Raw genomic sequence first — 21626 nt, forward strand, 5'->3', positions numbered from 1 at the left:
CTGCATGCAGAATGCAATCGATACCTGGTATTTCAATTTCCCGCCCCCTTGTTCTTATATTTACTGCTCGAAAAATGTTTCAGCGATTTTCCGAAAGAAGCCATCGACGGTTGCCTTCTTCCCGAGTGGTCCATCCCCATTGATCAAGCAATTCGAGCAGCGGTATCATATATTTCCTTGAAACATCCCACGCTCTCTTCACATCTTGCAGCCCAAACGTTTCATCCGTCATCTTACGCAGCTTTTTAACGGCCTCTAAGAACACTTGCTGATCAATAATCATATCATCAGTAAGTGCATAGGCCTGTTCGGTTTGCAGCAAATAACTTTTTAATTCTCCAATCATCGCTTCAGGAAGAGGAGTACCAACAAAGTATTCTTCCCATTTCCTTACTTGCAGTCCATCTTCTTTAAGCTGGCCAATAATTTCATCCAATCTCGCTTTCCAACGCGGGGGCAAGTGTTGGCGAAAATCCGCGGTGGATAAATACTGTTCCTGTTGGTTTATTATTCCTAGTTCTAACATTTCAGTTATAACAAAATCGATAAACGATTTTGGAAAAGTGTCCTGAAGGTTTTGACGTAATTCCGCTTTGTTAACTCCTGGCCGCATCGGATGCTGCAGTTGATAGTTTACCACAATTTCTTCTATCTCATTTTTCCCTTTCTCAAAGGTACTCGTTAAAACGAACTTTTTTTCAGCCGGGATAAACCGTTTCGATTGAATACCTCTGTTCAAGGCAGTGGAAACGACAGATTTATCTAAAGAGGTATACTGAATGATTTGTTGCTCATTCAAGAGGGTATGTTCGTTTAGTACTGCTGCAATCAAATCTTCTGGTGTACCTGCCTTTTTCTGTTCCAGCATTTCAGCCGTTTTTGCACCAAATCGGTATTTTTCTCCTTTCGGATCGATTACCCAGCCGCCGCCGATCGTCTCCACAGGGGTTGGCCGGCGGATAATGAAGCGGTCCCCCCGACGTACGACAACTTCCCCCTCCAATCGCAGTTGACAAAGTATCTCATCCTGTGAGGTTTGGGCTTCGTTCCGATCGAAGAACACTATTTTCCCCATCACCTCTGATGTTCCAATATGTAATTTGATGGGAGCCCTCTGTTTAATCGGATGTTGCATATCATCCACTAGTCGGACTGCCACATCAATTGTCTTGCTTACCAGGAAATGGTTAGATGCAACTAAAACATCTCCTCTGTTGACTTGCTCACGGTCCATGCCTGTAATATTTACTGCAGTCCGCTGTCCTGCTCTTGCTTCCTGTACATCTTCATGATGTACCTGAATAGTACGTGCCCGGACCTTTTTCCCTGCAGGCAAAACCGTTAATGAACTGCCTTGGTGTATCACGCCTTCGTAGATGGTTCCTCTAACAATCGTACCTTGTCCCTGAACAGTGAAAACCTGATCGATCGGCAGACGGAATGAGCCAAACCTGTCCCTGAATTCTACTTGCTTCAAAGCGGAGAATATGGCTGACCGAAGTTCTTCCACTCCCTTTCCAGAAACACTGTCCACATATACCATCTCAGCCTCTGAGAAAATCGTGCCTGACAATGCTTCCTTTATATCGCTTCCTACCAATTCCTGGAGTTCTTCGTCCACCCGGTCGATTTTGGTAACAGCAACCAAGCATCTTTTAATGCCGAGAAATTGAAGAATTTCCAAGTGTTCCTGTGTCTGTGGCATCACTCCCTCGTCAGCAGCTACCACAAGGACAACCAAATCGATCCCAGCAACGCCGGCTATCATTTGGCGGATAAACCGTTCATGGCCAGGAACATCAACAATGGACACGTGCGTTCCATCCTCTGTATGTAAAGGGGCATACCCCGCTTCGATCGAAATACTGCGTTCTTTTTCTTCTTTCAGCCGATCTGTATCGACATTGGTCAGCGCCTTGGTCAAGGTAGTTTTGCCATGATCAATATGACCAGCCATGCCGATTGTATAGTAAGTATCGCCCATCATCCCCACCCTCTTTCATTCTGTCATGGTACTTCTAACTGTAATCATCTAAAGCCCGTGATTCAAGCAGAAAGAATTAAAACTAGGAGGGGGACAGTCCCTCTTCAACTTCCTAACAAAGGTGTTCCTCTTGTCGACCATTTTGGGGGTCAGTCCCTCACTGGTATTTTATAAAAATGCGTTACCTTGGCTTAGCACGTAAAACCTTTTAACCCCAACGTTTTATGTGCACGTTCCAATACTTTCGAGGTCTGTCCATTAACAACCAAGAACCTCGTGATATGAAGATTTTAATGATTTTGGGGTCAGTCCCCTTCCACCGCTTTGCCTAATAAATATTGCGTTTATTGGGAGTAGGGGGACTGACCCCGGGGGGTTATTTGTCTTCTTCGTTTATGCCGAATTGAACGCGGGGGTTTTTTGACATTTCGATATCGACTCCGGTCCGGTCTTTTTCATATGCTGGTGTTTGAGGTAATTTCACTTTGTTTTTCCCTCTTGAATGACGATGTTCATCTCTTCCCATTCTTTCCACCTCTTTTCAAACAGTATCCAGCATAGTATTTGCCTCTCCCCTCATTCCAATGTAAGCTGGTAAAAACTACTGAGACTTTGTACTTGCACCTGCAGGAAAATCATTATAAACTTGGTGAGGCTTGGCGATAATGACTGATGGGGCTGGATGGGTGACTGGTGTCCCCCTGGGTCTTCAAAACCCTGAGGGAGGCGCGTGCCGTCTCCGGTGGGTTCGATTCCCACACAGTCCCGCCAATACATAAGGAAAGCTCTGCCGCAATTCCACTTAAAGAATTGCGGCTTATTATTTGCTATTCCGGGTAAGGTAAGCACAACATCCATTTTCCATCCTAAGCTTATAGCTTCCCTAAGGATGGTGACGTATGAACAATTCTTCACTTCTTTATCGCCAATATCAGTTTTTATTAAAGGATGTGTACGATGAAGGTAATCCTCGCAACACCAAATTATCATCAACAACGTGGAAATACGGTTACAGTTCAGCGAATATCGAAGGCGTTGCATAAATTGAATATACAAACGGAAATCGTATCGATTACGTCTGAAAATCAACAAAAGGATTTACCTGCTGCAGATTTGTTACACGGTTTTCACGCCTATCGTTTTTATCAGTTTTTGAAACAGCTTCGGGATAAACCTAAAACATATATGATCACCATTACTGGGACGGACCTAAGCTATTACTTATATGAGGACACGACCAGAGCTGATACGATTGCTTCTTTAACAGGAGCAAGTGCTATTCACGTATTTAACAAAGAAGCAAGGTCCACCCTGTTAAAAGAAATCCCTGGAATCGCTGAAAAAATCCACGTAATTCCCCAAGGTACTGATGAGTTTCAAAGTGATGGTGATAAGTACGAAAAGGAACCAGGTACCACCCTGTTTGTCCTTCCAGCAGGTATAAGAAAAGTTAAGAATGTACCGGCAGCAATCCAGATGATGAAAAAGCTGCACAGCGATTACCCAACTATTCGTTTGGCACTGGTCGGCCCTATCCTGGAAGAAGAAGAAGGAAGTGCAGTTGAAAAATTGGTCGCCGAAAACAACCATTGGGTCAGCTATCTTGGACAAATAGATCATGAAAAAATGGGAAGCATTTATCGGTCGGCCGATGTTCTGCTAAATACATCGATTGCTGAGGGACAGCCATCGGCAATATTGGAAGCAATGGCTGTCGGAATACCTGTTTTAGTTTCGGATAACCAAGGGAATCGTAGTATAGTCTCCCACGAAGAAAATGGATTTATTTACCATAACGAAAACGAATTTCTTGCTTATGCGGAAAAAATCATGAATAATAACCATTTAAGACAGTCCATAGGACAAGCTGCTGCCCACTATATTTCAGAATCCCACTCCAGTCAGCAAGAGGCTAAAAAACTGCTGGAAATTTATAAACAACTCTCGTAATTTACAGAGTGGAATATTTAGAAGGCAGCAACTCATTTCTTAAAGTATTTTAAAGGAGTGTGAGAAAATGTCTAAAGAAGAAATAGTAAAATTAACTTCTTTATCCAGCAAAGGTGGCTGAGGATGCAAAATTGGTCCTGAGGACCTGACGCAGGTGCTGCGTCACTTACCAAAATCCGTACCAGATCCAAATCTGCTCGTCGGTTTAGAAACGTCAGACGATGCAGGTGTTTATAAAATCAATGATGAGACAGCCCTTGTACAAACTTTGGATTATTTTACTCCCATCGTGGATGATCCCTATATGTTTGGACAGATTGCAGCCGCAAACGCATTGAGCGATGTTTATGCAATGGGTGGCAAGCCGATAACAGTGATGAACATTGTCGGATTTCCGATCAATGATTTGGATAAAAGCATTCTTGCTGATATTCTTGCCGGTTCATCTGATAAAGTGAATGAATCAGGAGCTGTATTGGTCGGCGGCCATTCGATCGATGACCAGGAACCTAAATTTGGCTTATCGGTCACCGGTACAGTCCATCCTGAAAAGATACGCGCAAATGTCGGCGCAAAGCCTGGTGACAAGCTGATTCTCACCAAACCTATCGGTGTCGGGATTTTAACAACCGCCATCAAAAACGGCTTGCTGGACGACGAGACAACCAATGAAGTGATGGAAGTGATGGCTGCTTTAAATAAATATGCAGCCGAAGCGATGGAGAACCATACCGTCCATGCTTGCACGGATGTCACTGGATTTGGATTGCTTGGCCATACAAGGGAGATTGCCGAGGGCAGTGATGTCGGCATCACGATTCATTACGACAAAGTACCGCTTCTTTCCCGTACAAAAGAGCTGGCGGAAAAGAAGGTCATCCCTGGAGGTTCAAAAAAGAATCATAAATGGCTGGCCGAATGCATTGACTACAGTGATCAAATAAGTGAACTGGATCAACTGATCCTTTGTGATGCTGTCACATCTGGCGGATTGCTGATCTCTGTTCCTGCATCCGAAGCTGACGAATTAGAACAAAAACTGCAAAACAGTAATGTTCCGTCAGCAATAATCGGTGACGTCACCAGCGAAAACTGTGGACGAATTTCTGTGGTATAAATTTTCTGTTTCTAGGGAAAAAGGGCTCAAAAGAGTCCTTTTTCTTCTTGAATGCAATTTAAAAACAGCCGACAAAAGAATTCATGAGGTGATAAGATGAAAAAATGGATATACTTGGCGATCATATTAAGTTTTTCACTACTTCTCTCCGCTTGCGGGGATGAACAGGAAAATGACAGTGCTGCTGAACAAGAGAATGACAATGCAGAGGATACGTTCACTATCGGCGTAATACCTGCCCAGACTGAAGGCGAAATGCAACAGGCAATGGATAAACTTCAATCCATTTTAGACGAAGCCATGGATAAGAAAGTAAAGGTCGATGTTTATCCTGACTATAACGGTGTCGTAGAAGCGATGAATTACGACAAAATTGACATGGCTTATTTCGGCCCACTAACATATGTAGTCGCTCATGAAAAAAGTGGCGCACAGGCAATCATTACTCAACTTATTGATGGTGAACCTTACTATCATTCTTATATCATTACGCACAACGATAATCCGTGGGAGTCTTTAGAAGATTTACTTGCAGATCCGGAAAAAATCGATTTTGCTTTTGGTGATCCAAATTCGACTTCAGGTGCCTTGATACCAGAAATAGAACTTCAAGAACAAGGGGTATATCAATCTGAAGATGAGCATTCTTTTAATTCTGTCCGTTTCACTGGTTCACATGATGCGACAGCTTTAGCGGTGCAAAACAAACAAGTCGATGCCGGAGCCATTGACAGTGCTATCTATAATCAATTAGTCGAGTCGGGCAAAGTAGATGGCGATCAAATCAAAAAAATCTGGCAATCGGAAGAGCTATTCCAATATCCTTGGGCAGTACATCAAGATACGGACGAAGAAACCATTGCTACTTTGCAGGAAACTTTCCAAGGTATAGAAGATGAAGAAATCCTTAATGCCTTTGGAGCAACAGGCTTTACAACAGCAACGAACGAGGATTATAAGAGCATCCGTGATGCAGCTGTCAAACAAGGCGTTATTGAAGAATAGAGCTGATTTTCATGTGGTTTAAACGAAAAAATTTGGTGACATTGCTTATCCTTTGTCTGCTTTTATATTTCAGCATGCGACTGACTGAATTTGACCTGTCAAAATTTCGAGATTTTCGTAATATGATCGATTTTTTGGCACAATGGTTTCCTATGGATACTTCTAAATTCCCTGGTATGGTCCATGATAGTTTAGAAACAGTGGGAATGGCCTTTTTGGGAAGTTTCATCGGGTTGTTTTTCGGGCTTCCGATCAGTTTTATCGCTGCCTGGAATACCTCCCCCACCAAGCCAGTCTACCATTTGTCACGGTTTGCATTGAGTTTCATGCGTTCCATTCCGGAGATTGTGTTTGGTTTAATTTTACTAACAGCATTAGGGCTCGGGCCTTTTCCGGCTGTTCTGGCGATTGCCTTTCATAATATCGGCGTTCTGGGCAAGCTGATTTCCGAATTAGTAGAAGCCTCAGACCCGGGACCGCAGGAAGCAATGAAGGCTGTCGGATCAAAAAATTGGTTCGCCCATTTGTTCAGTATCCTTCCGCAAATTTGGCCGAATGTGCTGTCACACTATTTTTATCGACTTGAAGTAGCAATTCGGACATCACTTGTTCTCGGCTTCATCGGTGGCGGCGGAATCGGTCAGCGTTTGTTCAATGACTTCAAAACCTTTCAATACTCCTCTGTTTCGCTTGATGTATTGATTATTATGGTAATAGTCGTCATTGTCGACGTTTTAGGCAGCTATGTCAGGAATCGGGTCATATAAGGAGGTACGACAATTGCTGGAATTAAATGAAGTCGCTGTCCGTTATCCCGGCAGTGCACAGGATGCATTGTCAGATATAACTTTAACATTCGATAAGGGTGAATTTGTTTGCATTCTTGGAAAAAGCGGGTCTGGCAAGTCTACCATGATACGGTGTATCAACGGACTGCAAGAACCCACCTACGGGGAAGTGCGTTGGGACGGACAACCCCTGTCAAAAATGTCAGAGGAACAATTACGGAAGGTACGTCGGCAGATGGGAATGATTTTTCAACATTTTAATTTGATTCCCAGACTAACCGTTATGCAAAATGTACTTACCGGTACGTTTGGCTATCGGAGCAACTTTAAAAATCTTATCGGATGGTTTAGTGATCAGGAAAAAAAACAGGCAAAACAAGTTATTGAAGATGTTGATTTATCCAGTATGGCCGATCGGCGTGTTGAACGATTAAGCGGAGGACAAAAACAACGGGTCGGGATCGCAAGGGCACTGTTGCAACAACCGCAAATCATGCTGGGGGACGAACCAGTCTCCAGTCTCGATCCAGGGACTTCCAACCATATTTTTTCACTGCTTGAGCAAATGCATCGACAGCGGCATCTACTGACTATTATCAATGTACATGATGTGGGATTAGCTAAAAGGTATGCCACCAGGATTGTTGCATTAAAAGCAGGGGAAATTATTTTTGATGGGAAACCGGAAGAATTTACGGACCGTGAATATTTCAACACCTATGAATCCAACGAAGTCAATGAAAAAACCAGGAGCCGGTAAATGAGCGGCAAATACTAGACAGAAGGATGTGGGAAAATGGCATATAGTCCATGAATTGCAGATCAATCACGAGTCGTGTACGACTCGAAGGATGAACAAATGATAACCAGTCTCCCGGAATCAAAGGATAAAACTGTGATGCTTAGCTTTGACGATGGGCCAAGCAGTGTACTGCCCGAGATACTTGATATTCTAAAGCACGAAAACGTTCCAGCTATGTTTTTTTGGCAGTCCAAACTACTCTATCCGGAAAGACCATGGAAAAGATTGATTCAGGAAGGGCACAAGATTGGAACCCATACGATTACGCACCCTGACATGACCAGTTTAGATTACAAGGCACAATATCGGCAGATGGCTTCCAGTGTCAAGACCATAGAATCCATAACCGGGCAAAAAGTAACGTATTTCCGGCCTCCTTTTGGCCAATATGACGAGAATACAAAACGCGCTGCAGAGGAGCTCGGATTAACCGTAGTACTTTGGAAAATAGCCTCTATTGATTGGGAGTTAAAAAACAATCCCCAGCAAATTGTTGACAATACGCTTCATCATTTGCAGGACAAGTCCATTATTTTGCTACACGAGCTAGAGCAAACAGCTGAAATCCTTCCCTCCTTAATCCAATCGATTAAACAAGAAGGTTACAGATTTCATCTGTTAAGTTAACAGGGAAAAATAAAAGGTGCCCCGTCTCCAAGACGAAGGCACCTTTCTTCTACATTTATGACTCAGCGAAGGCTTTGACCTGCTCCTCTGGCATAAAGCCGACAGAACGATCGGCTTCTTCTCCGCCATCTTTTATTTTTACCAATGTCGGGATACTTTGCACCCCGAACTGTTCAGCCAATTCTGCTGACTCATCTACGTCTACATAGTAGAAGTCTACAGTATCAAGCTGCTCAGAAACGCTTGAGACCACCGGTCTCAACATACGGCAGCCTGGTCACCAGTCAGCTCCAAATTCGAGGATGATTGGCTTGTCCATCGTATTTGTCAGTTCTTTAAATTGTTGCGCTGTAATCTTTTCAGCCATGATTACCCTCCTTTTCAATTGATTTGCCGTCTATGAGAAAGACGGCAAATTAGATACTACCACTTTCATGTTTATTTTTCCACGAAACTGTTTGGATAAAACAAAATCCTGCTGTTACTTTTTCAGGGAGGGCTTTTAAGGTTGTCAGGATTGATAAATGTGAAATTATCCTTTCTTCTAACTCAGCTATTCTTGCCGACTTAAATCAATACACTGTTTGACAAAATGCTGTTACAAAATAGGAAGTACACCTATATGTTTTTATATCGCCGTTTTAGAACGAGCTCGACCGCTTTCTGGTTCATCCTTCAGTTTTCGAATACCAAAATCACCTGTCAGTGGGGCAAGGAAAGCGTATAATGCAGAGAATACGATGCCTCCGAGGTTGAATATTGCCCAAGGAAGAAATTCAAAGTTTCCTACTCCCAACGTAGTGGCCATAAAGACTCCAGAAACTGTCCAAGGCATCAATGCCTCCGTTACCGTAACAGAATCTTCCATGCTGCGCGACAGGTTAACCGGATGGAGATTTTTCTTTTTGTAAACGTCACCATAAATGTCCTGAATTAAGAAGTACGTTACCAATGCATTAGAAGTACAATTAATGACAGCAAAGCCTGTGATCAGGGAAGCTATTACCACACTTCCCACCGAACGTAAATAGGTTATCACCTTTTCCAAAACGACATTGAGAGCTTGGGAAACTTCCAGGGCTGAAGCAAAGAAAAAAGCACAAAATACAAAGAACGTTGCCCCGTACATAGAGTACAGGCCTCCCCTATTGAGTAAATCCTGCATGTCTTGTCCAATGATAGAGGCATCTGCTCCTGCCACCGAAGAAGCGATCATCTCGACATTGAACCCTTCTACGGCCGAAGTAATCAGATTACTCACAGTGGCATGCTGGAAAATCAATGCCACCACCATCGCCGTCAAGGCGGAAATAAACAATACAATCAATGGAGATTTCTTCATAAGAGATCCCGCGATTACAATTATAGCTGGGAGTAAAACAACAAGATTCAGATTGAATAATTGTCCAATTCCACTTAGCATTTCCTCCACATTGGCAAGCTGATCCGTCGCTGAATCGATTTGCAAGCCCATTATGAAGAATACGATGACCGCTATGATGGAGGAAGGTATCGATGTAAAAAGCATATGACGTATATGCTCGTAGAGATTTGACCCTGCGGCAAGTGAGCTCATGTTGGTTGTATCGGAAAGAGGAGACAATTTATCCCCAAAATAGGCACCGGAAACAACAGCACCTGCAGTAACAGCCATGGATAAATCCATGGTTTGCGCGATGCTCATCAACGCCACTCCGATTGTCCCAGCCGATCCCCAGGAGGTTCCTACACAAGTCGAAACGATTGCCGTTACCAGAAAGGCCATAACGTAAAGATGGGCAGGGTTGATAATTTCCAGTCCATAATATACAAAAAACGGAATCGTTCCAGAAATCATCCAGGTACCGATCAACATCCCAATACTGAACAATATTAAAATGGCCGGCAAGGCTTTTTTGATTTTATCACCCATTACCACTAAAATTTCTTCCCATGACCGACCATAAAACGTTGCAAATATCGCAAACAAGGCACCAGCAAAAAACAACATTAATTCTGCTTGGTATTTCAATACCCCAATCCCAATAATGAAAATAGCTACGGCCAGGCCAATTGGAATCATCGTCATCCCAATCGATGGCCGTTTTATGTTTGCATCGTTCATTTTTACCCTCTCCTTTTAACTACTGGATTTCCACTTCCCGGCTCAAGGCCTGGAAAGCCTGCTCTAAATCCTGAATCAGTAAATCTGCTCCCTCTAGGCCAATCGACAAACGAACCAAACCCGGACTCAGTCCCTGTTTATTCAGTTCTTTTTCGTTTCCCTTTTTTACTGGTGCGTTTACCAGGCTTTCAAACCCTCCCCAGCTTACCCCGATTTTAAAAACCGATAAATGATTAATAAATCGAGCGACTTGCTCAAATCCTGCATCCTTTAATTCAAAGCTCAGCAAGCCCGAGAAACCTTTCATTTGCTTGTTGATCACATCTTCTTCTCCAGAATGAAGACTCGGGTGATGAATACTGGTTATCTCTTCCTTGCCTTTCAGATAATCAATCACCTTCAGGCAATGTTGCTGGTGTTGTCTTAGCCTGATCGGTAATGTCCGCAGGCCTCTGATAATCAAGGATGCATCGTGAGGAGATAATACGGCTCCATTTAGTTGAAAACCATATTTTGAGATGGTATCGATTAATTCTTCACTTCCAATTACCGCTCCGCCTACGACATCACTGTGGCCGCCGATATATTTTGTCAAGGAATGGACCGATAAATCAAATCCATGCAGCAAGGGTTTTTGGAAAATCGGCGTCGACCACGTATTATCTATTGCCGTGATGATTTCATGCTTTTGGGCGATATGGGCAACTTGCTGAAGATCTACAACCTTCATTAACATCGTTCCTGGGCTTTCTACGTAAATAAGCTTAGTAGTTGGTTTAATTGCCTTTTCGATTTCCTCCAGACTATTACCAACAGAGCTATGATCGATATAAAAGCGTTTTAAGTGGTCCAACAATTGAATGGTCGGTCCGTAGATGTTATTCACAAACAGAACGTGATCTCCACTTTGCAGCAAGGATAAAAAGATACTGCTTATGGCGCCCATTCCTGATGAAAAACACTTACATTTCCCCCCCCTCTCCAATAACGCAAGCTTTTGTTCCAGTATTTCAGTTGTAGGATTGAGTCCCCTGGTATAAACATAATTTTCTCGTTCTCTTTTCTGTGCTTCGGTGAAGGCCTCAAAAGAATCGAACGCAAACAAGCTTGTTTGGTAAACAGGCGGTGACACAGCTCCATGATGTTCACTGAAAGACTCCCCAAGTTGTGTGCAAATTTCTTCATCGCTGTAATGCATTTTTCATCCTTCTTTCTTGCAGGATTCTGCTTAAAATAATGTGTGCATTTATACTATCACACTATCAACCTGTATGAAAGGTTAAATTTTTCTGATAATTTATACGGTTCGTCCGATTCTCCTTGGTTGTTACGGTTTACCAGATAAAAGAACACTAGAATTCACTCTAAAGTAGCCTCCTCCCTTCCATTACAGAATCCGTATTATCCACAGAAGGAAATCATAAAATGGTAGTTCATCGTTCCGACTGGACAGAAGCATAATATCTGACAAAATACTATATTGCTTCATTCCAGCTTGCTGTACTCATCATTTATTTGCTTTTTTGCTATAATAGGATTAGTTGATTTGCGAGGTGCTTACATGAAAACAGTAAAGAAAAAAAGGCTATCCGAAATGGTTGCCGATGAAATTAAACAATATATAAAAAAAGAAAACCTTACTTCCGGAGATCGGCTTCCCGCTGCAACAGAATTAATGAGTGCATTGGGGATTGGACGATCCACACTCCGAGAAGCATTGCAATTGCTTGAATCACAAGACATCCTAGAAGTATTAAATGGAAAAGGCACATTTATAAAAGATGCAAAACCTTTTTACATCAGGACTGCTTTCGATGTAGAAAATGAAAAAAATTTTTTATTGGATGCGCTTGATGTCCGAATAGCTTTAGAGGGAAAAGCAGTTGATTTGGCGGTCCATAAGGCGACAGAGAAAGATATCGCAATCATGCAGCAGCACTTAACGGATTATGTGCGTTACATTAATGAAAGTAAACGTGAACAAGCCAACCGGGCAGACGCGCGATTTCATCAGGCCTTATACGAGGCAGCCGACAATCAGCTGCTAACCAGTATTATCGACTCTGTTTGGGACACTTTCCACCAATTCTGGAACGAGCCTTTTGGTCAAGATGATATTTTTGATCAAAGCTATCCTTTCCATGTATCTTTGCTGGAAGCAATTCAGCAGCGTGACACAGTTGCTGCAGCAGATTCTTTCCAAAAGATGATGGAGTCTGTTAAATCAAGCATTGAAAAATATCAAGAGTGAGCTCTCTACACCTTTTCCGCTCACCATCAAATCTCTCTTCTTGTTATGTACGGCTTTTCCCACCCCAAAACATGGTGTGTCTATTTCTGCCTGAAGGCTTGATTATTTAGAGTTTCTTGCATACAAAAAGCCAAACCGGCCGATTGGGAGCCGGTTTGGCTTTTATGCGATTGCCGCTGGACTGGCGGCAATCATTCAGACACCTTGCAAAGAAAAGAGGGAGACGCAAACTTTCGGATACAAAACCTGCAGCAATCAACCAAATGGCGGATGGCAAAGGTTCCATTTGGCCAGCTGTTATGTTCTGTAAATCAAATGTAACACAGGCAGTTAGTCACTGCTTTATTATTGTCATAACATCTGACAAACTTTTCTACTTATTTGGTAAAATCCATTTTCCAACTGAAGTAATCATTGGATGCATTCTTTTGATAGCTTAAATAGGCGTTAAATTTCTTGCCTTTTTTACTAGTCAATCCTTTCGCATATACCCTTCCATTTTTCAACAATCCCTTTACTAACGTTTTGGTCGCTCGTTTTCGCATTGCGGCTAGATACTTATCATTTTTCCAAACGACGAATTTACAGCCGCTCTTCCAGTTACTGCAGCCAAATCCTTTACTTCCTTCGACAACCTTGCTGCCACATACTGGACATTTTCCAAGTGTCTCTTTAGACGCTTTTTGCTGCACAACCTTATTTATCGTAACCTCTGCTTCCTGCTTAATCGTGCCTACGGATTGCTTCGTAAAGGTAAACACGGTTTCCAAAAAACGTTGCTTATCCACTTTGCCCTTTTCGATATCCGCGAGGGATTTTTCCAATCTTCCAGTAAAGTCCAAGTCGAATAACCGGTCAATCGGGAAAGTCTCCACAAGCCTGTTTCCAAGCTCGGTACATACCAGGTTTTTTCTTTGCGTCGTAATATACCCAACATCTTTCAATTTTTTAATTGTTTCTGCCCTTGTTGCTGGAGTACCAATACTAAAGCCCGATAGAACCTCTGTAACTTCCTCTTCCTGGTCTTGGCCAATTTCCTTCGAAACCTTTCCGCAGGTTTCCATTAATCGAAGCAATGTTTTTTCAGTATGAGGTTTGGGGGGTTTTGTCACATGCGAAGAAACATCGCTTCCCTGGACTGCAACCGTTTCTTTAGGCTCCACGTACGGAAGGATTGTTTCCTTTGACTGAATGCCCTCTACCTGCTTCCAGCCCTCCTTCAACTGGACTCTGCCCTTCGTGTAGAACAAACCGGGCACCTCTGGTTCTTCTATTTTAACGAAAAGCCTTGTTTCTTCATACTCCGCAATAGGCATAAACTGCATGATGAATCTGTTTTTTATTGCTTGATAGACGAGTTCCTGATCCTTAGTAAGCCGCTTTGGTTTCAAGTAAGTAGGCATAATTGCACTATGGCTTTCCACTTTCGCATTGTTGAAGACCCGCTTTGACTTCGAGAAACGGATTTCTTCTTTATACGGTACCTCTTCAGCCAATTTTTTTAATACTGTTGCCGCCTTCCCTACCAGACTCTCATCCAGGGCTGTACTAGCTGTACGAGGATAAGTAATCCACTTCTTTTCATAAAGTGATTGAGCAACCTTTAGTACTTTATCTGATGTCCATCCGTTATACCTGTTTGTCATATAGCCTTGTAAATTGGAAAGATTGAAAAGGAATGGAGGGAACTCTTTCTTTTTCTCAACTTGTTTATCTATTATTGTTGCTTGCTTTTTAGCTATTTTACCGGCGATTTCCTCAAGTGGCTGCTTTTGCTTGAATTTTTCTTGTTCTTTTTCCTGGTAGACACCTTGAAACGTTCCACCGGAATTAGTAGAAAATGTTGCTGTCAGCTTGAAATAATCTTCCGGGATAAATGATTTAATTTCTTTATCCCGGTCATAAATGATTTTCAATGTTGGCAGCAGAACTCGGCCGATGTTAAGAGCCTTTCCACTTCCTTGCTGGTATTTAAGTGTAGCAACAGACGTTAAATTGATTCCGATTATCCAATCCGCCCATTGGCGACTGATCCCGGCATCTTTCAGCGGGCGCAACTTTTCATTTGGTTGCATGTTTTTCAGTCCGTGAAGCACTTCCGCCTGGGTCCACTCATTGATTAATAATCGGTAGACCGGTTGTTGAGGTTTGATATAATTAATGATGCTATCGCCAATTAATTGGCCTTCCCGATCGTAGTCACACGCAGAGACGATTGCCTCTACGTCAGGCCGATTCATCAAGCGTTTAATCACTTGAAGCTGCTTTTGCGCCCCTCCATCTGCCCGGTTTCGGTTGCGGACATCGGTTTTCACTTTATATAGAAACTTTTCTGGTATGAATGGAAATTTTTCCATTTTCCATTTTGTCATCGAACGATCATAATCTTTTGCATCATATAACTGCAACAAGTGACCAAATGCCCAGGTAATCAAATAATCATTACCTTGAAAGTAACCGTCCTGTTTTGTTTTTATATGTAAAGCATCTGCAATATTTTTTGCCACAGAGGGCTTTTCAGCTAAAATCAATTTCACGTGTAATCACCTATTTTCTTTTTTTCGAAGGAATGTTTATTCGGGGATAAAATGCGAAGGTAATGTAAAAGAGGGATAGTATTTAAAGTAAACTAACGCTTTCCCCATTATAACACGCCCGATCGATTTCAGGAACACACGTTTGTATCGTTTCTATATCTTTTTATAAGAAAATTACAAGCTTCTATTCCATTCTCAACCATCTAGAAATATAGAGGAAGTGTGCGTCTAACATTCTATTAAATCCTGACTATACATATTGACCTGGCTTCCATTAACTCAGACACCAGATAAATTCTTTTTTTGATTCTTCCGCTACGGTTCGGTTTTCAAAGACTGAATGAAGATGTTGTGATAGAAAAAACCGGAATCCCTGATAGATTCCGGTTACGTTTATTACCAAAAATGTTTGTTGTCTTCCTGTTTCCTCAAAACTACGGCATAGACAACCGTAGAAAGGACCGCAAGCAGTGTTACTAAAAATGTGTTTTTCAACCTACTTCCCTCCCTGAGCGTTTTGATGTTCCGTTATTAAAATGGACGAAGCTTCCCTTTTTTCAAAACGAGTTTTGGTCCGCCAAGTATGAACAGATAACGGTTATCAATGACATTTTTCATGGCACGGGCTGTTTTACCATACAATTTATATCCGGAGAAAACGGTTCCCATTGCATGGCTGCCACCCAACGAAGCCACTGTTCCTTTGTTATCAAAAACGAAATCCTCTAGCTTGCCGCCACGCAGCAATGCTGTAAGGTTATCAGAAGCAGTGTCCGCTTCCTGGATAGCAAGTTGGGCAGTCGGAGGATATGGACGGTCATTTTCTTTATCCATTACCCAGGAACAATCCCCGAGGATAAAGATATTCTCATATCCTGGTACACGAAGGTCGCCGTTTACATTGACTTTGCCTTTGAACACTTCGAAACCGGATTTATCCAGTATAGAGCTTCCTTGCACACCGCCAGTCCAGACGATCGTACCAGCCTTAATTTCTTCGTTGTCTTCTCCTACAATAAATGCATCTTCTCTACACTCTTGGATTTTGGTGCCTATACGGAATTCTACACCACGATCTTCCAAGGATTTACGGGCATAAGCAACCAATTCTTCATCAAATCCAGGGAGAATGGAGGGTGCCGCCTCCACATTGATGATACGCACTTTACTGCGATCAATATCATACTTCCTGCAGAGTTCCGGCACTTTTTCGGCTAGTTCTCCGACAAACTCGATACCGGTAAACCCTGATCCTCCAACAACGATGTTTAATGCCTCATCATTCGTTTCTTCACCACTGCTGTAGCGGGCAAATTGATGCTCGATATGTTCGCTGATCAAGCGGCTTTTGTCGACACTTTCAATTGACAGGGCGTTTTCTTCCATTCCGGGAATACCGAAAGAGGCCTTCTCAAATCCTAATGAGAACACTAAGTAATCATATTCTAGCTCACCATTTTCCAAAACGACACGCTGCTCATCCTTTTTCACTTCCTGCACTGTATCAAAGACAAGTCTTACACGATTCGTATCGATGACATCGCTGATAAGCATACGGACTTTGTTGACATCAATCGTGCCTGCAGCAACTTCATGAAGCCATGTAGATTGATAATGATAATTATGCTTATTGACCAGAATAATGTCTGCTTCTTCTGGGCCTAACTTTTGCGTCAATCGTTTCGTTGTCATCATCCCGGCATAACCAGCACCAAGAACGACAATTTTAGGTTTGTTGCTCATGTTCATGTCCACCTTTCTCTTTTATATAAAAGTGCAATACCTCCTTAGAGGTACACTTATAAGCAGGAGAAATCTACCATTTCCAGCAAATCTAGTGTTTCTATTTACCATCCCTCGAGAGAAGAAAGATGAAACCTTCCTATGTATCTTCTCGTCTCGAACTCTGGAAAAAAGGGAATTTTCCTTTTGCTACTATCTTCACAAACATAAATCTTTTCCCCTGTTGTGTCAAATAATTACCATTGATGACAAGGGTTTGTTGAAATAGATTCGATTAACTTATCGATCTTTTACATCGTCGCCCTTGCTTGCCTTACCGTTTCCGTATATTTCGCAGCAACTTGTTCAATCTGAGTGAAGTTTCCTTCCCTTATCGCCTTATTGTCCACAAGATTTCCTCCAGCTCCGACAGCCGCCGCTCCTGCTTTTATAAAATCAGCAGCATTTTCTGTTGTAATACCTCCGGTCGGAATCATCGTGATATCCGGTAATGGCCCTTTTACATTTTTGAGAAAGGAAGGACCTACGGCCGAAGCCGGAAAAACTTTGACAATATCGGCGCCTAGTTTTACAGCTGTCATTGCTTCTGTCGGCGTCATGATTCCTGGAACAGAGACTTTATCAAGACCGAGGGTTGCCTCAATTACTTCTTGTTCCAGAAGCGGACTGACGATAAACTGTGCACCATGTTCAATGGCTGTTCTCGCCGCGGGTGCATCAAGAACAGTACCGGCACCGATGACTGCTTTCCCGGCAAATTTGTTGCTTAATGATTGGATGATTTTATTGGCATTTTCGGCATCAAGCGTTACTTCAAGAACATTTACGCCGCCGTTTATCAGCGATTCGGCCACCTGCTCTACATCTTTTTCCGGTACTTTGCGAATAACAGCAATGACTCCATTTTCTACCATTTTCTTCATAATAGTAGCTTTATCCATTTTCCTCTACCTCCTTATTTTTCAGCGCAAAATTTCCTTGTTTGCCTGTTCCGTATCGACTTGATGCCAGAAAGGATAACCTTCGACATCTCCAGAGACGGTCAGTGCATAGGCTCCTATACGGTTTCCCAATTTTACCGATTCAGCAAGAGTCCATCCCCGAAGCTGGCCAGATAGAAAACCTGCCGCAAAACCATCTCCGGCTCCAACGGTATCAATAATCCGCTCCACTTTGTAACCTTCAACATAATCTGCTTCCCGCCTTGTAGCATAATAAGCACCGGATGAACCGAGTTTCACCACGACGACGTCTGAACCGTTCTCCAAGAGTTCTTCCGCAATTTTTTTCTCCTGTTCATGCCCAGTCATCAGTTCCCCTTCGTCGATTCCAGGAAGCACGATATCACTTAACGCCGCAATTTCCATCAACGTCTTAGCTGCTTCCTGTTCAGACCATAATTTCAAACGAAGATTGGGATCAAATACAACCTTTAGACCGTTTGCTTTTGCCAGGCGGATTGCTTCCAGCACAGTTTGCTTGCATGTGTCACTAAGTGCTGGAGTGATGCCGGTTACATGAAGGAAAGCAGCTTGTTTTATGTATTCCTCATTTAAATCATCCGGCGATAGCTCGCTGGCGGCAGAAAGTTTTCGATAGTAATAAATTTTCGGATCGCCGGCTGCAGGTTTTTCTTTAAAAAAAACAGCTGTTGGCAATTCTTCATCAAAGGTGACATTCGATGTATCGACTCCTTCTCCACGAATGAAATTGCGGACAAACAGACCAAATTCATCGTTACCAAGCCGACTGATCCAACCAGTTTGATGACCTAGCCTGGTCAAGGCTATCGCTAGATTCGATTCCGCCCCACCGATCGTTTTATGGAAGCCGCTGACATAACGGAGCGGGCCTTCTGTATCAGGGGTAAATAACACCATGCTTTCTCCTAAAGTTACTACATCCATGTCTGAAATCCTCCTTCGTCTTTATGCTAGTAATACTTGAATATTTCTTTCCTTAAGCTGTCGTTTATAAATCTTATCAAGACGGTCATCGGTAACGATGATATCGACTTGATCCATATTGGCAAACTGGATCAGGGCAATTTTGCCGAATTTGGAGGAATCAGCGACAAGTGTTACCACTTCGGCACATTCCACTATCTGTTTTTTCCAATCTGCATGCAAGCTAGTAAAAACAGATAATCCTTGCTCCACTGATACACCCGTAGCACCAAAAAACACTCGGTTGACGTGCAGCTTTTGCAGAAATTGAGTAGCCTGTGTACCAAAAAGAGAACTGGAATTGGCGATCCTCTCTCCTCCCGGTACAAGAAGCTGTACTTTCGGTTTAGCTTGCAATACATGAGCGATATTTAAATCATTTGTGATGACAGTGACCTCCTTATCACCCAGCAGCTTGGCGATTTCTACTGTCGTACTGCCTCCGTCCATAAGAATTGTCTCTCCCGGCACAATCAATTGTTCTGCCCGTTTGGCAATCGCTTGTTTCACCTCGTTTTGGCCGGATTGCCGCTCTTCAATTGGCAGCAATCGTTCCTCTGACTCCACCAACATCGCACCGCCGTGAATCCGGGTAAGTAACCCGCGACTCTCTAAGGTTTCCAAATCAATTCTGATTGTCTTTTCAGTCACTTTTAATTGCTTACTAAGAGCGGATACTTTGATAACCTTTTGTTTTTCCAGTTCAGCTAAAATACGTTGATAGCGTTCTATTGATAGCATATCAACCCTCCTGCAGTTGCACATATTTTTAACCTACCATATTCCAGATAGAATGTCTTCATCGAACTTCCCTCAATTTGCTAGATAAGCTGCTGTAAAAGCCAGTTATAGGACTTGCTGCCATCGACTTCATGACCACCATGGTGAATGTGAAAGTCAAATGCTTCCGGTCTCCCGTTTTGCTGATAAATCCTTTCTAACTGAGAGATAGCAACACTAGCACTGTATAATGGAAATAAAACATCTTTTTCCCCTGTTTCTATAAAAATCGGTCGAGGTGATACTAATCCCAGTAAACCCGGAAGTTCGGAAAGCCTTAGTACACCCGGGAGATAGTTGTCCAGGCAGTGAGGTTTCTTCAGAATGCTGTCCCGGAACAGGGAGGGATAGCCTGCCAACACTGTCGCCTTCAATCTTTCATCTAAAATAGCTGTAAAACCAGCTACTGCAGCTCCTCCAGAAAATCCAAATGCCCCAATATTATCGGGAGGCACATCCTCAAAGGACGAAATGACATCAAGTAATTTTCTAGTTTCCCAAACTCTGGCACCCAGAAGTGTTTTTCCTTGCATTAAGAATAGCTGTGCCAGCCTCTCACATGATTTGTCTTCCCCTGCTTCCGCATCAGTTTGAAAAATCCGCTCTCCTATTCCTAACAAGGCCGGTGCAAAAACTTTGCAGCCGCGTTTCACCATTTGCAGAGCAAAGTTTGTTTGAGTAGCAGTTGAAAGGTCCCTTCTGCCTTGTTTCGTCAGTCCGATAATTTGTTTTGGTCCGTAACCATGACCATGAAGTGCCAAAACAGCAGGTAACGTTGCTTTCGGCTTAAATGGTGTAAGCACATAAATAGGAACATCAAGTTGATTCCCTAACCTCACACTCATCCGTTCTTGACGGTAATCTTCATATTCTTCAACAGTTTCCAGGACAGGTTCTGACGTTATTTTATCCCAATCGGAGAAATCACCAAGTAATTTCTTCAATTCCTGTTTCATTCGATTCCGCTGACTTTCGTACTGCTCGAGCGTCCAATTAAGAACTGGACTCCGATTGTATTGCTCAATGAAAAACTGTTCTAGTGTTTTCCCCATTTCAATTACCAGCTTCCTGTTCGTAATAAAAATCCGATTCACTGTAAACAATGAACCGGATTGACAGAACTTATTTTCACTTGAAAAAGATTATTTTAGTTCATCCATGGATACGCTGTCCATATCGGTAAACGTGTAATTTTCTCCTGCCATTGCCCAAATGAACGTATAGTTATCGGTACCTACCCCAGAATGAATCGACCATGGTGGTGAAAAAACGACCTGTTCATTTCTCATGACAATATGCCTCGTCTCATCTGGTCGCCCCATAAAATGAATGACCCGGGAATCCTCATCCATATCGAAATATAAATAAGCTTCCATCCGGCGGTCATGAAGATGCGGCGGCATCGTGTTCCACATATTGTTTGGTGCCAGAAGGGTCATCCCCATCATCAGCTGACAGCTTTGAATCCCCCCTGCATGGATGTATTGGTAGATAGTCCGCTTGTTGGACTGGCTGTCAGAACCCATATGGTTAGGCGTCGCTTCTTCAATGGCGATTTTTTGGGTCGGATATTGTTTGTGTGCCGTGGCAGAAACGATATATAACCGGGCAGGATTACTGCTATCCTTACTGGAGAAAGCTACACTTTCATGCCCGAGGCCAACATAGACACAATCTCGTTTGTTCAATTCATACTTTTCTCCGTCGACTGTAACAATGCCAACACCCTCGGCGATATTGATAATCCCAACTTCCCGTCTTTCCAAAAAATACTCCGTTTTCAGAAGATCGCCAGCTTCCAACTTTAGCGTCTCTTTTACCGGTACTGCTCCTCCCGTGATAAGCCGATCGTAATGAGAGTAAACAAGGTTCAATTCGTTGGATTTAAAAAGATTTTCCACTAAAAACTCCTTGCGGATCCTTTCTGTGTCATATCGTTTCACATCTGTTGGGTTGGTCGCATACCTGATTTCCATAGCTTTTTCCCCTTTC

The 21626-nt window shown here is 42.7% G+C and carries 19 protein-coding genes and 1 tRNA gene; 8 read left to right on the forward strand and 12 right to left on the reverse strand.

What is annotated here, in order from left to right:
- Window positions 1–79: 79 nt before the first annotated feature.
- Both selB and BLR82_RS20710 read right to left on the reverse strand, forming a co-directional pair.
- Window positions 80–1987, reverse strand: coding sequence for a selenocysteine-specific translation elongation factor (gene selB / locus BLR82_RS03540; protein WP_342721092.1), 1908 nt, complete (start codon window positions 1985–1987; stop codon window positions 80–82).
- 373 nt (window positions 1988–2360) lie between these two features.
- Window positions 2361–2510, reverse strand: a complete 150-nt coding sequence (locus BLR82_RS20710) for a YfhD family protein (RefSeq protein ID WP_139186879.1) — start codon at window positions 2508–2510, stop codon at window positions 2361–2363.
- Window positions 2511–2658: 148 nt separating this feature from the next.
- Here BLR82_RS20710 and BLR82_RS20920 point away from each other — a divergent pair.
- From BLR82_RS20920 to BLR82_RS03580, 7 genes are all read left to right on the forward strand, one after another.
- Window positions 2659–2755 (forward strand) — tRNA-Sec (locus BLR82_RS20920).
- Between the two features lie 186 nt (window positions 2756–2941).
- Window positions 2942–3934, forward strand: coding sequence for a glycosyltransferase (locus BLR82_RS03555; protein ID WP_074597609.1), 993 nt, complete (start codon window positions 2942–2944; stop codon window positions 3932–3934).
- A gap of 67 nt (window positions 3935–4001) precedes the next feature.
- A complete protein-coding gene (gene selD / locus BLR82_RS03560) occupies window positions 4002–5051 on the forward strand; it encodes a selenide, water dikinase SelD (RefSeq protein ID WP_139186880.1) in 1050 nt (349 codons plus the stop codon).
- A 96-nt stretch (window positions 5052–5147) separates the two neighbouring features.
- A complete protein-coding gene (phnD, locus tag BLR82_RS03565; RefSeq protein WP_074597611.1) occupies window positions 5148–6056 on the forward strand; it encodes a phosphate/phosphite/phosphonate ABC transporter substrate-binding protein in 909 nt (302 codons plus the stop codon).
- An 11-nt stretch (window positions 6057–6067) separates the two neighbouring features.
- Window positions 6068–6823, forward strand: a complete 756-nt coding sequence (gene phnE / locus BLR82_RS03570; RefSeq protein ID WP_074597612.1) for a phosphonate ABC transporter, permease protein PhnE — start codon at window positions 6068–6070, stop codon at window positions 6821–6823.
- Window positions 6824–6836: 13 nt separating this feature from the next.
- On the forward strand, window positions 6837–7604 hold the full coding sequence (phnC, locus tag BLR82_RS03575; RefSeq protein WP_074597613.1) for a phosphonate ABC transporter ATP-binding protein: 768 nt from the start codon (window positions 6837–6839) through the stop codon (window positions 7602–7604).
- 99 nt (window positions 7605–7703) lie between these two features.
- Window positions 7704–8273, forward strand: a complete 570-nt coding sequence (locus tag BLR82_RS03580; RefSeq protein ID WP_074597614.1) for a polysaccharide deacetylase family protein — start codon at window positions 7704–7706, stop codon at window positions 8271–8273.
- Between the two features lie 55 nt (window positions 8274–8328).
- Here the strand turns inward: BLR82_RS03580 and BLR82_RS03585 are convergent, their stop codons facing one another.
- From BLR82_RS03585 to BLR82_RS03595, 3 genes are all read right to left on the reverse strand, one after another.
- Entirely contained in the window at window positions 8329–8535 is a 207-nt protein-coding gene (locus BLR82_RS03585) for a thioredoxin family protein (protein ID WP_161629535.1), read from the reverse strand.
- Between the two features lie 366 nt (window positions 8536–8901).
- Window positions 8902–10377, reverse strand: a complete 1476-nt coding sequence (gene nhaC, locus BLR82_RS03590) for a Na+/H+ antiporter NhaC (RefSeq protein ID WP_074597615.1) — start codon at window positions 10375–10377, stop codon at window positions 8902–8904.
- Between the two features lie 19 nt (window positions 10378–10396).
- On the reverse strand, window positions 10397–11575 hold the full coding sequence (locus BLR82_RS03595) for a trans-sulfuration enzyme family protein (RefSeq protein ID WP_074597616.1): 1179 nt from the start codon (window positions 11573–11575) through the stop codon (window positions 10397–10399).
- 363 nt (window positions 11576–11938) lie between these two features.
- On the opposite strand from BLR82_RS03595, the gene BLR82_RS03600 reads away from it, so the two are divergent.
- Window positions 11939–12628 (forward strand): FadR/GntR family transcriptional regulator, encoded by a 690-nt coding sequence (locus BLR82_RS03600; protein ID WP_074597617.1) that lies wholly within the window; start codon window positions 11939–11941, stop codon window positions 12626–12628.
- Window positions 12629–13005: 377 nt separating this feature from the next.
- Here the strand turns inward: BLR82_RS03600 and BLR82_RS03605 are convergent, their stop codons facing one another.
- The 7 genes from BLR82_RS03605 to kduI all read right to left on the reverse strand — a co-directional run bounded on the left by BLR82_RS03605 (window position 13006) and on the right by kduI (window position 21610).
- Window positions 13006–15165, reverse strand: a complete 2160-nt coding sequence (locus tag BLR82_RS03605) for a type IA DNA topoisomerase (protein ID WP_074597618.1) — start codon at window positions 15163–15165, stop codon at window positions 13006–13008.
- A 531-nt stretch (window positions 15166–15696) separates the two neighbouring features.
- Window positions 15697–16908, reverse strand: coding sequence for an NAD(P)/FAD-dependent oxidoreductase (locus BLR82_RS03610; RefSeq protein WP_074597619.1), 1212 nt, complete (start codon window positions 16906–16908; stop codon window positions 15697–15699).
- Between the two features lie 290 nt (window positions 16909–17198).
- Window positions 17199–17849, reverse strand: a complete 651-nt coding sequence (locus BLR82_RS03615; protein WP_074597620.1) for a bifunctional 4-hydroxy-2-oxoglutarate aldolase/2-dehydro-3-deoxy-phosphogluconate aldolase — start codon at window positions 17847–17849, stop codon at window positions 17199–17201.
- Between the two features lie 21 nt (window positions 17850–17870).
- Complete coding sequence (locus BLR82_RS03620) at window positions 17871–18815, reverse strand: sugar kinase (protein ID WP_074597621.1); 945 nt, start codon at window positions 18813–18815, stop codon at window positions 17871–17873.
- A 21-nt stretch (window positions 18816–18836) separates the two neighbouring features.
- Complete coding sequence (locus BLR82_RS03625) at window positions 18837–19595, reverse strand: DeoR/GlpR family DNA-binding transcription regulator (RefSeq protein ID WP_074597622.1); 759 nt, start codon at window positions 19593–19595, stop codon at window positions 18837–18839.
- Window positions 19596–19675: 80 nt separating this feature from the next.
- Entirely contained in the window at window positions 19676–20686 is a 1011-nt protein-coding gene (locus BLR82_RS03630) for a dienelactone hydrolase family protein (RefSeq protein ID WP_083334688.1), read from the reverse strand.
- Window positions 20687–20776: 90 nt separating this feature from the next.
- The gene (gene kduI, locus BLR82_RS03635) at window positions 20777–21610 is read right to left on the reverse strand and encodes a 5-dehydro-4-deoxy-D-glucuronate isomerase (RefSeq protein ID WP_074597623.1); all 834 of its coding nucleotides are present in this window, start codon (window positions 21608–21610) and stop codon (window positions 20777–20779) included.
- Window positions 21611–21626: the final 16 nt, after the last annotated feature.

This window comes from Sediminibacillus halophilus, from assembly GCF_900103695.1.
Lineage (GTDB): Bacteria > Bacillota > Bacilli > Bacillales > Amphibacillaceae > Sediminibacillus > Sediminibacillus halophilus.

Bases quoted from the DNA above. Each gene is read 5' to 3' on its own strand.
- BLR82_RS03580 (WP_074597614.1), top strand. From the start codon at position 7,704: ATGATAACCAGTCTCCCGGAATCAAAGGATAAAACTGTGATGCTTAGC.
- BLR82_RS03625 (WP_074597622.1), bottom strand. From the start codon at position 19,595: ATGCTATCAATAGAACGCTATCAACGTATTTTAGCTGAACTGGAAAAA.
- nhaC (WP_074597615.1), bottom strand. From the start codon at position 10,377: ATGAACGATGCAAACATAAAACGGCCATCGATTGGGATGACGATGATT.
- BLR82_RS03620 (WP_074597621.1), bottom strand. From the start codon at position 18,815: ATGGATGTAGTAACTTTAGGAGAAAGCATGGTGTTATTTACCCCTGAT.
- BLR82_RS20710 (WP_139186879.1), bottom strand. From the start codon at position 2,510: ATGGGAAGAGATGAACATCGTCATTCAAGAGGGAAAAACAAAGTGAAA.
- BLR82_RS03615 (WP_074597620.1), bottom strand. From the start codon at position 17,849: ATGGATAAAGCTACTATTATGAAGAAAATGGTAGAAAATGGAGTCATT.
- kduI (WP_074597623.1), bottom strand. From the start codon at position 21,610: ATGGAAATCAGGTATGCGACCAACCCAACAGATGTGAAACGATATGAC.
- BLR82_RS03595 (WP_074597616.1), bottom strand. From the start codon at position 11,575: ATGCATTACAGCGATGAAGAAATTTGCACACAACTTGGGGAGTCTTTC.
- BLR82_RS03555 (WP_074597609.1), top strand. From the start codon at position 2,942: ATGAAGGTAATCCTCGCAACACCAAATTATCATCAACAACGTGGAAAT.
- BLR82_RS03630 (WP_083334688.1), bottom strand. From the start codon at position 20,686: ATGGGGAAAACACTAGAACAGTTTTTCATTGAGCAATACAATCGGAGT.
- phnE (WP_074597612.1), top strand. From the start codon at position 6,068: ATGTGGTTTAAACGAAAAAATTTGGTGACATTGCTTATCCTTTGTCTG.
- BLR82_RS03610 (WP_074597619.1), bottom strand. From the start codon at position 16,908: ATGAGCAACAAACCTAAAATTGTCGTTCTTGGTGCTGGTTATGCCGGG.
- phnD (WP_074597611.1), top strand. From the start codon at position 5,148: ATGAAAAAATGGATATACTTGGCGATCATATTAAGTTTTTCACTACTT.
- BLR82_RS03600 (WP_074597617.1), top strand. From the start codon at position 11,939: ATGAAAACAGTAAAGAAAAAAAGGCTATCCGAAATGGTTGCCGATGAA.
- selB (WP_342721092.1), bottom strand. From the start codon at position 1,987: ATGATGGGCGATACTTACTATACAATCGGCATGGCTGGTCATATTGAT.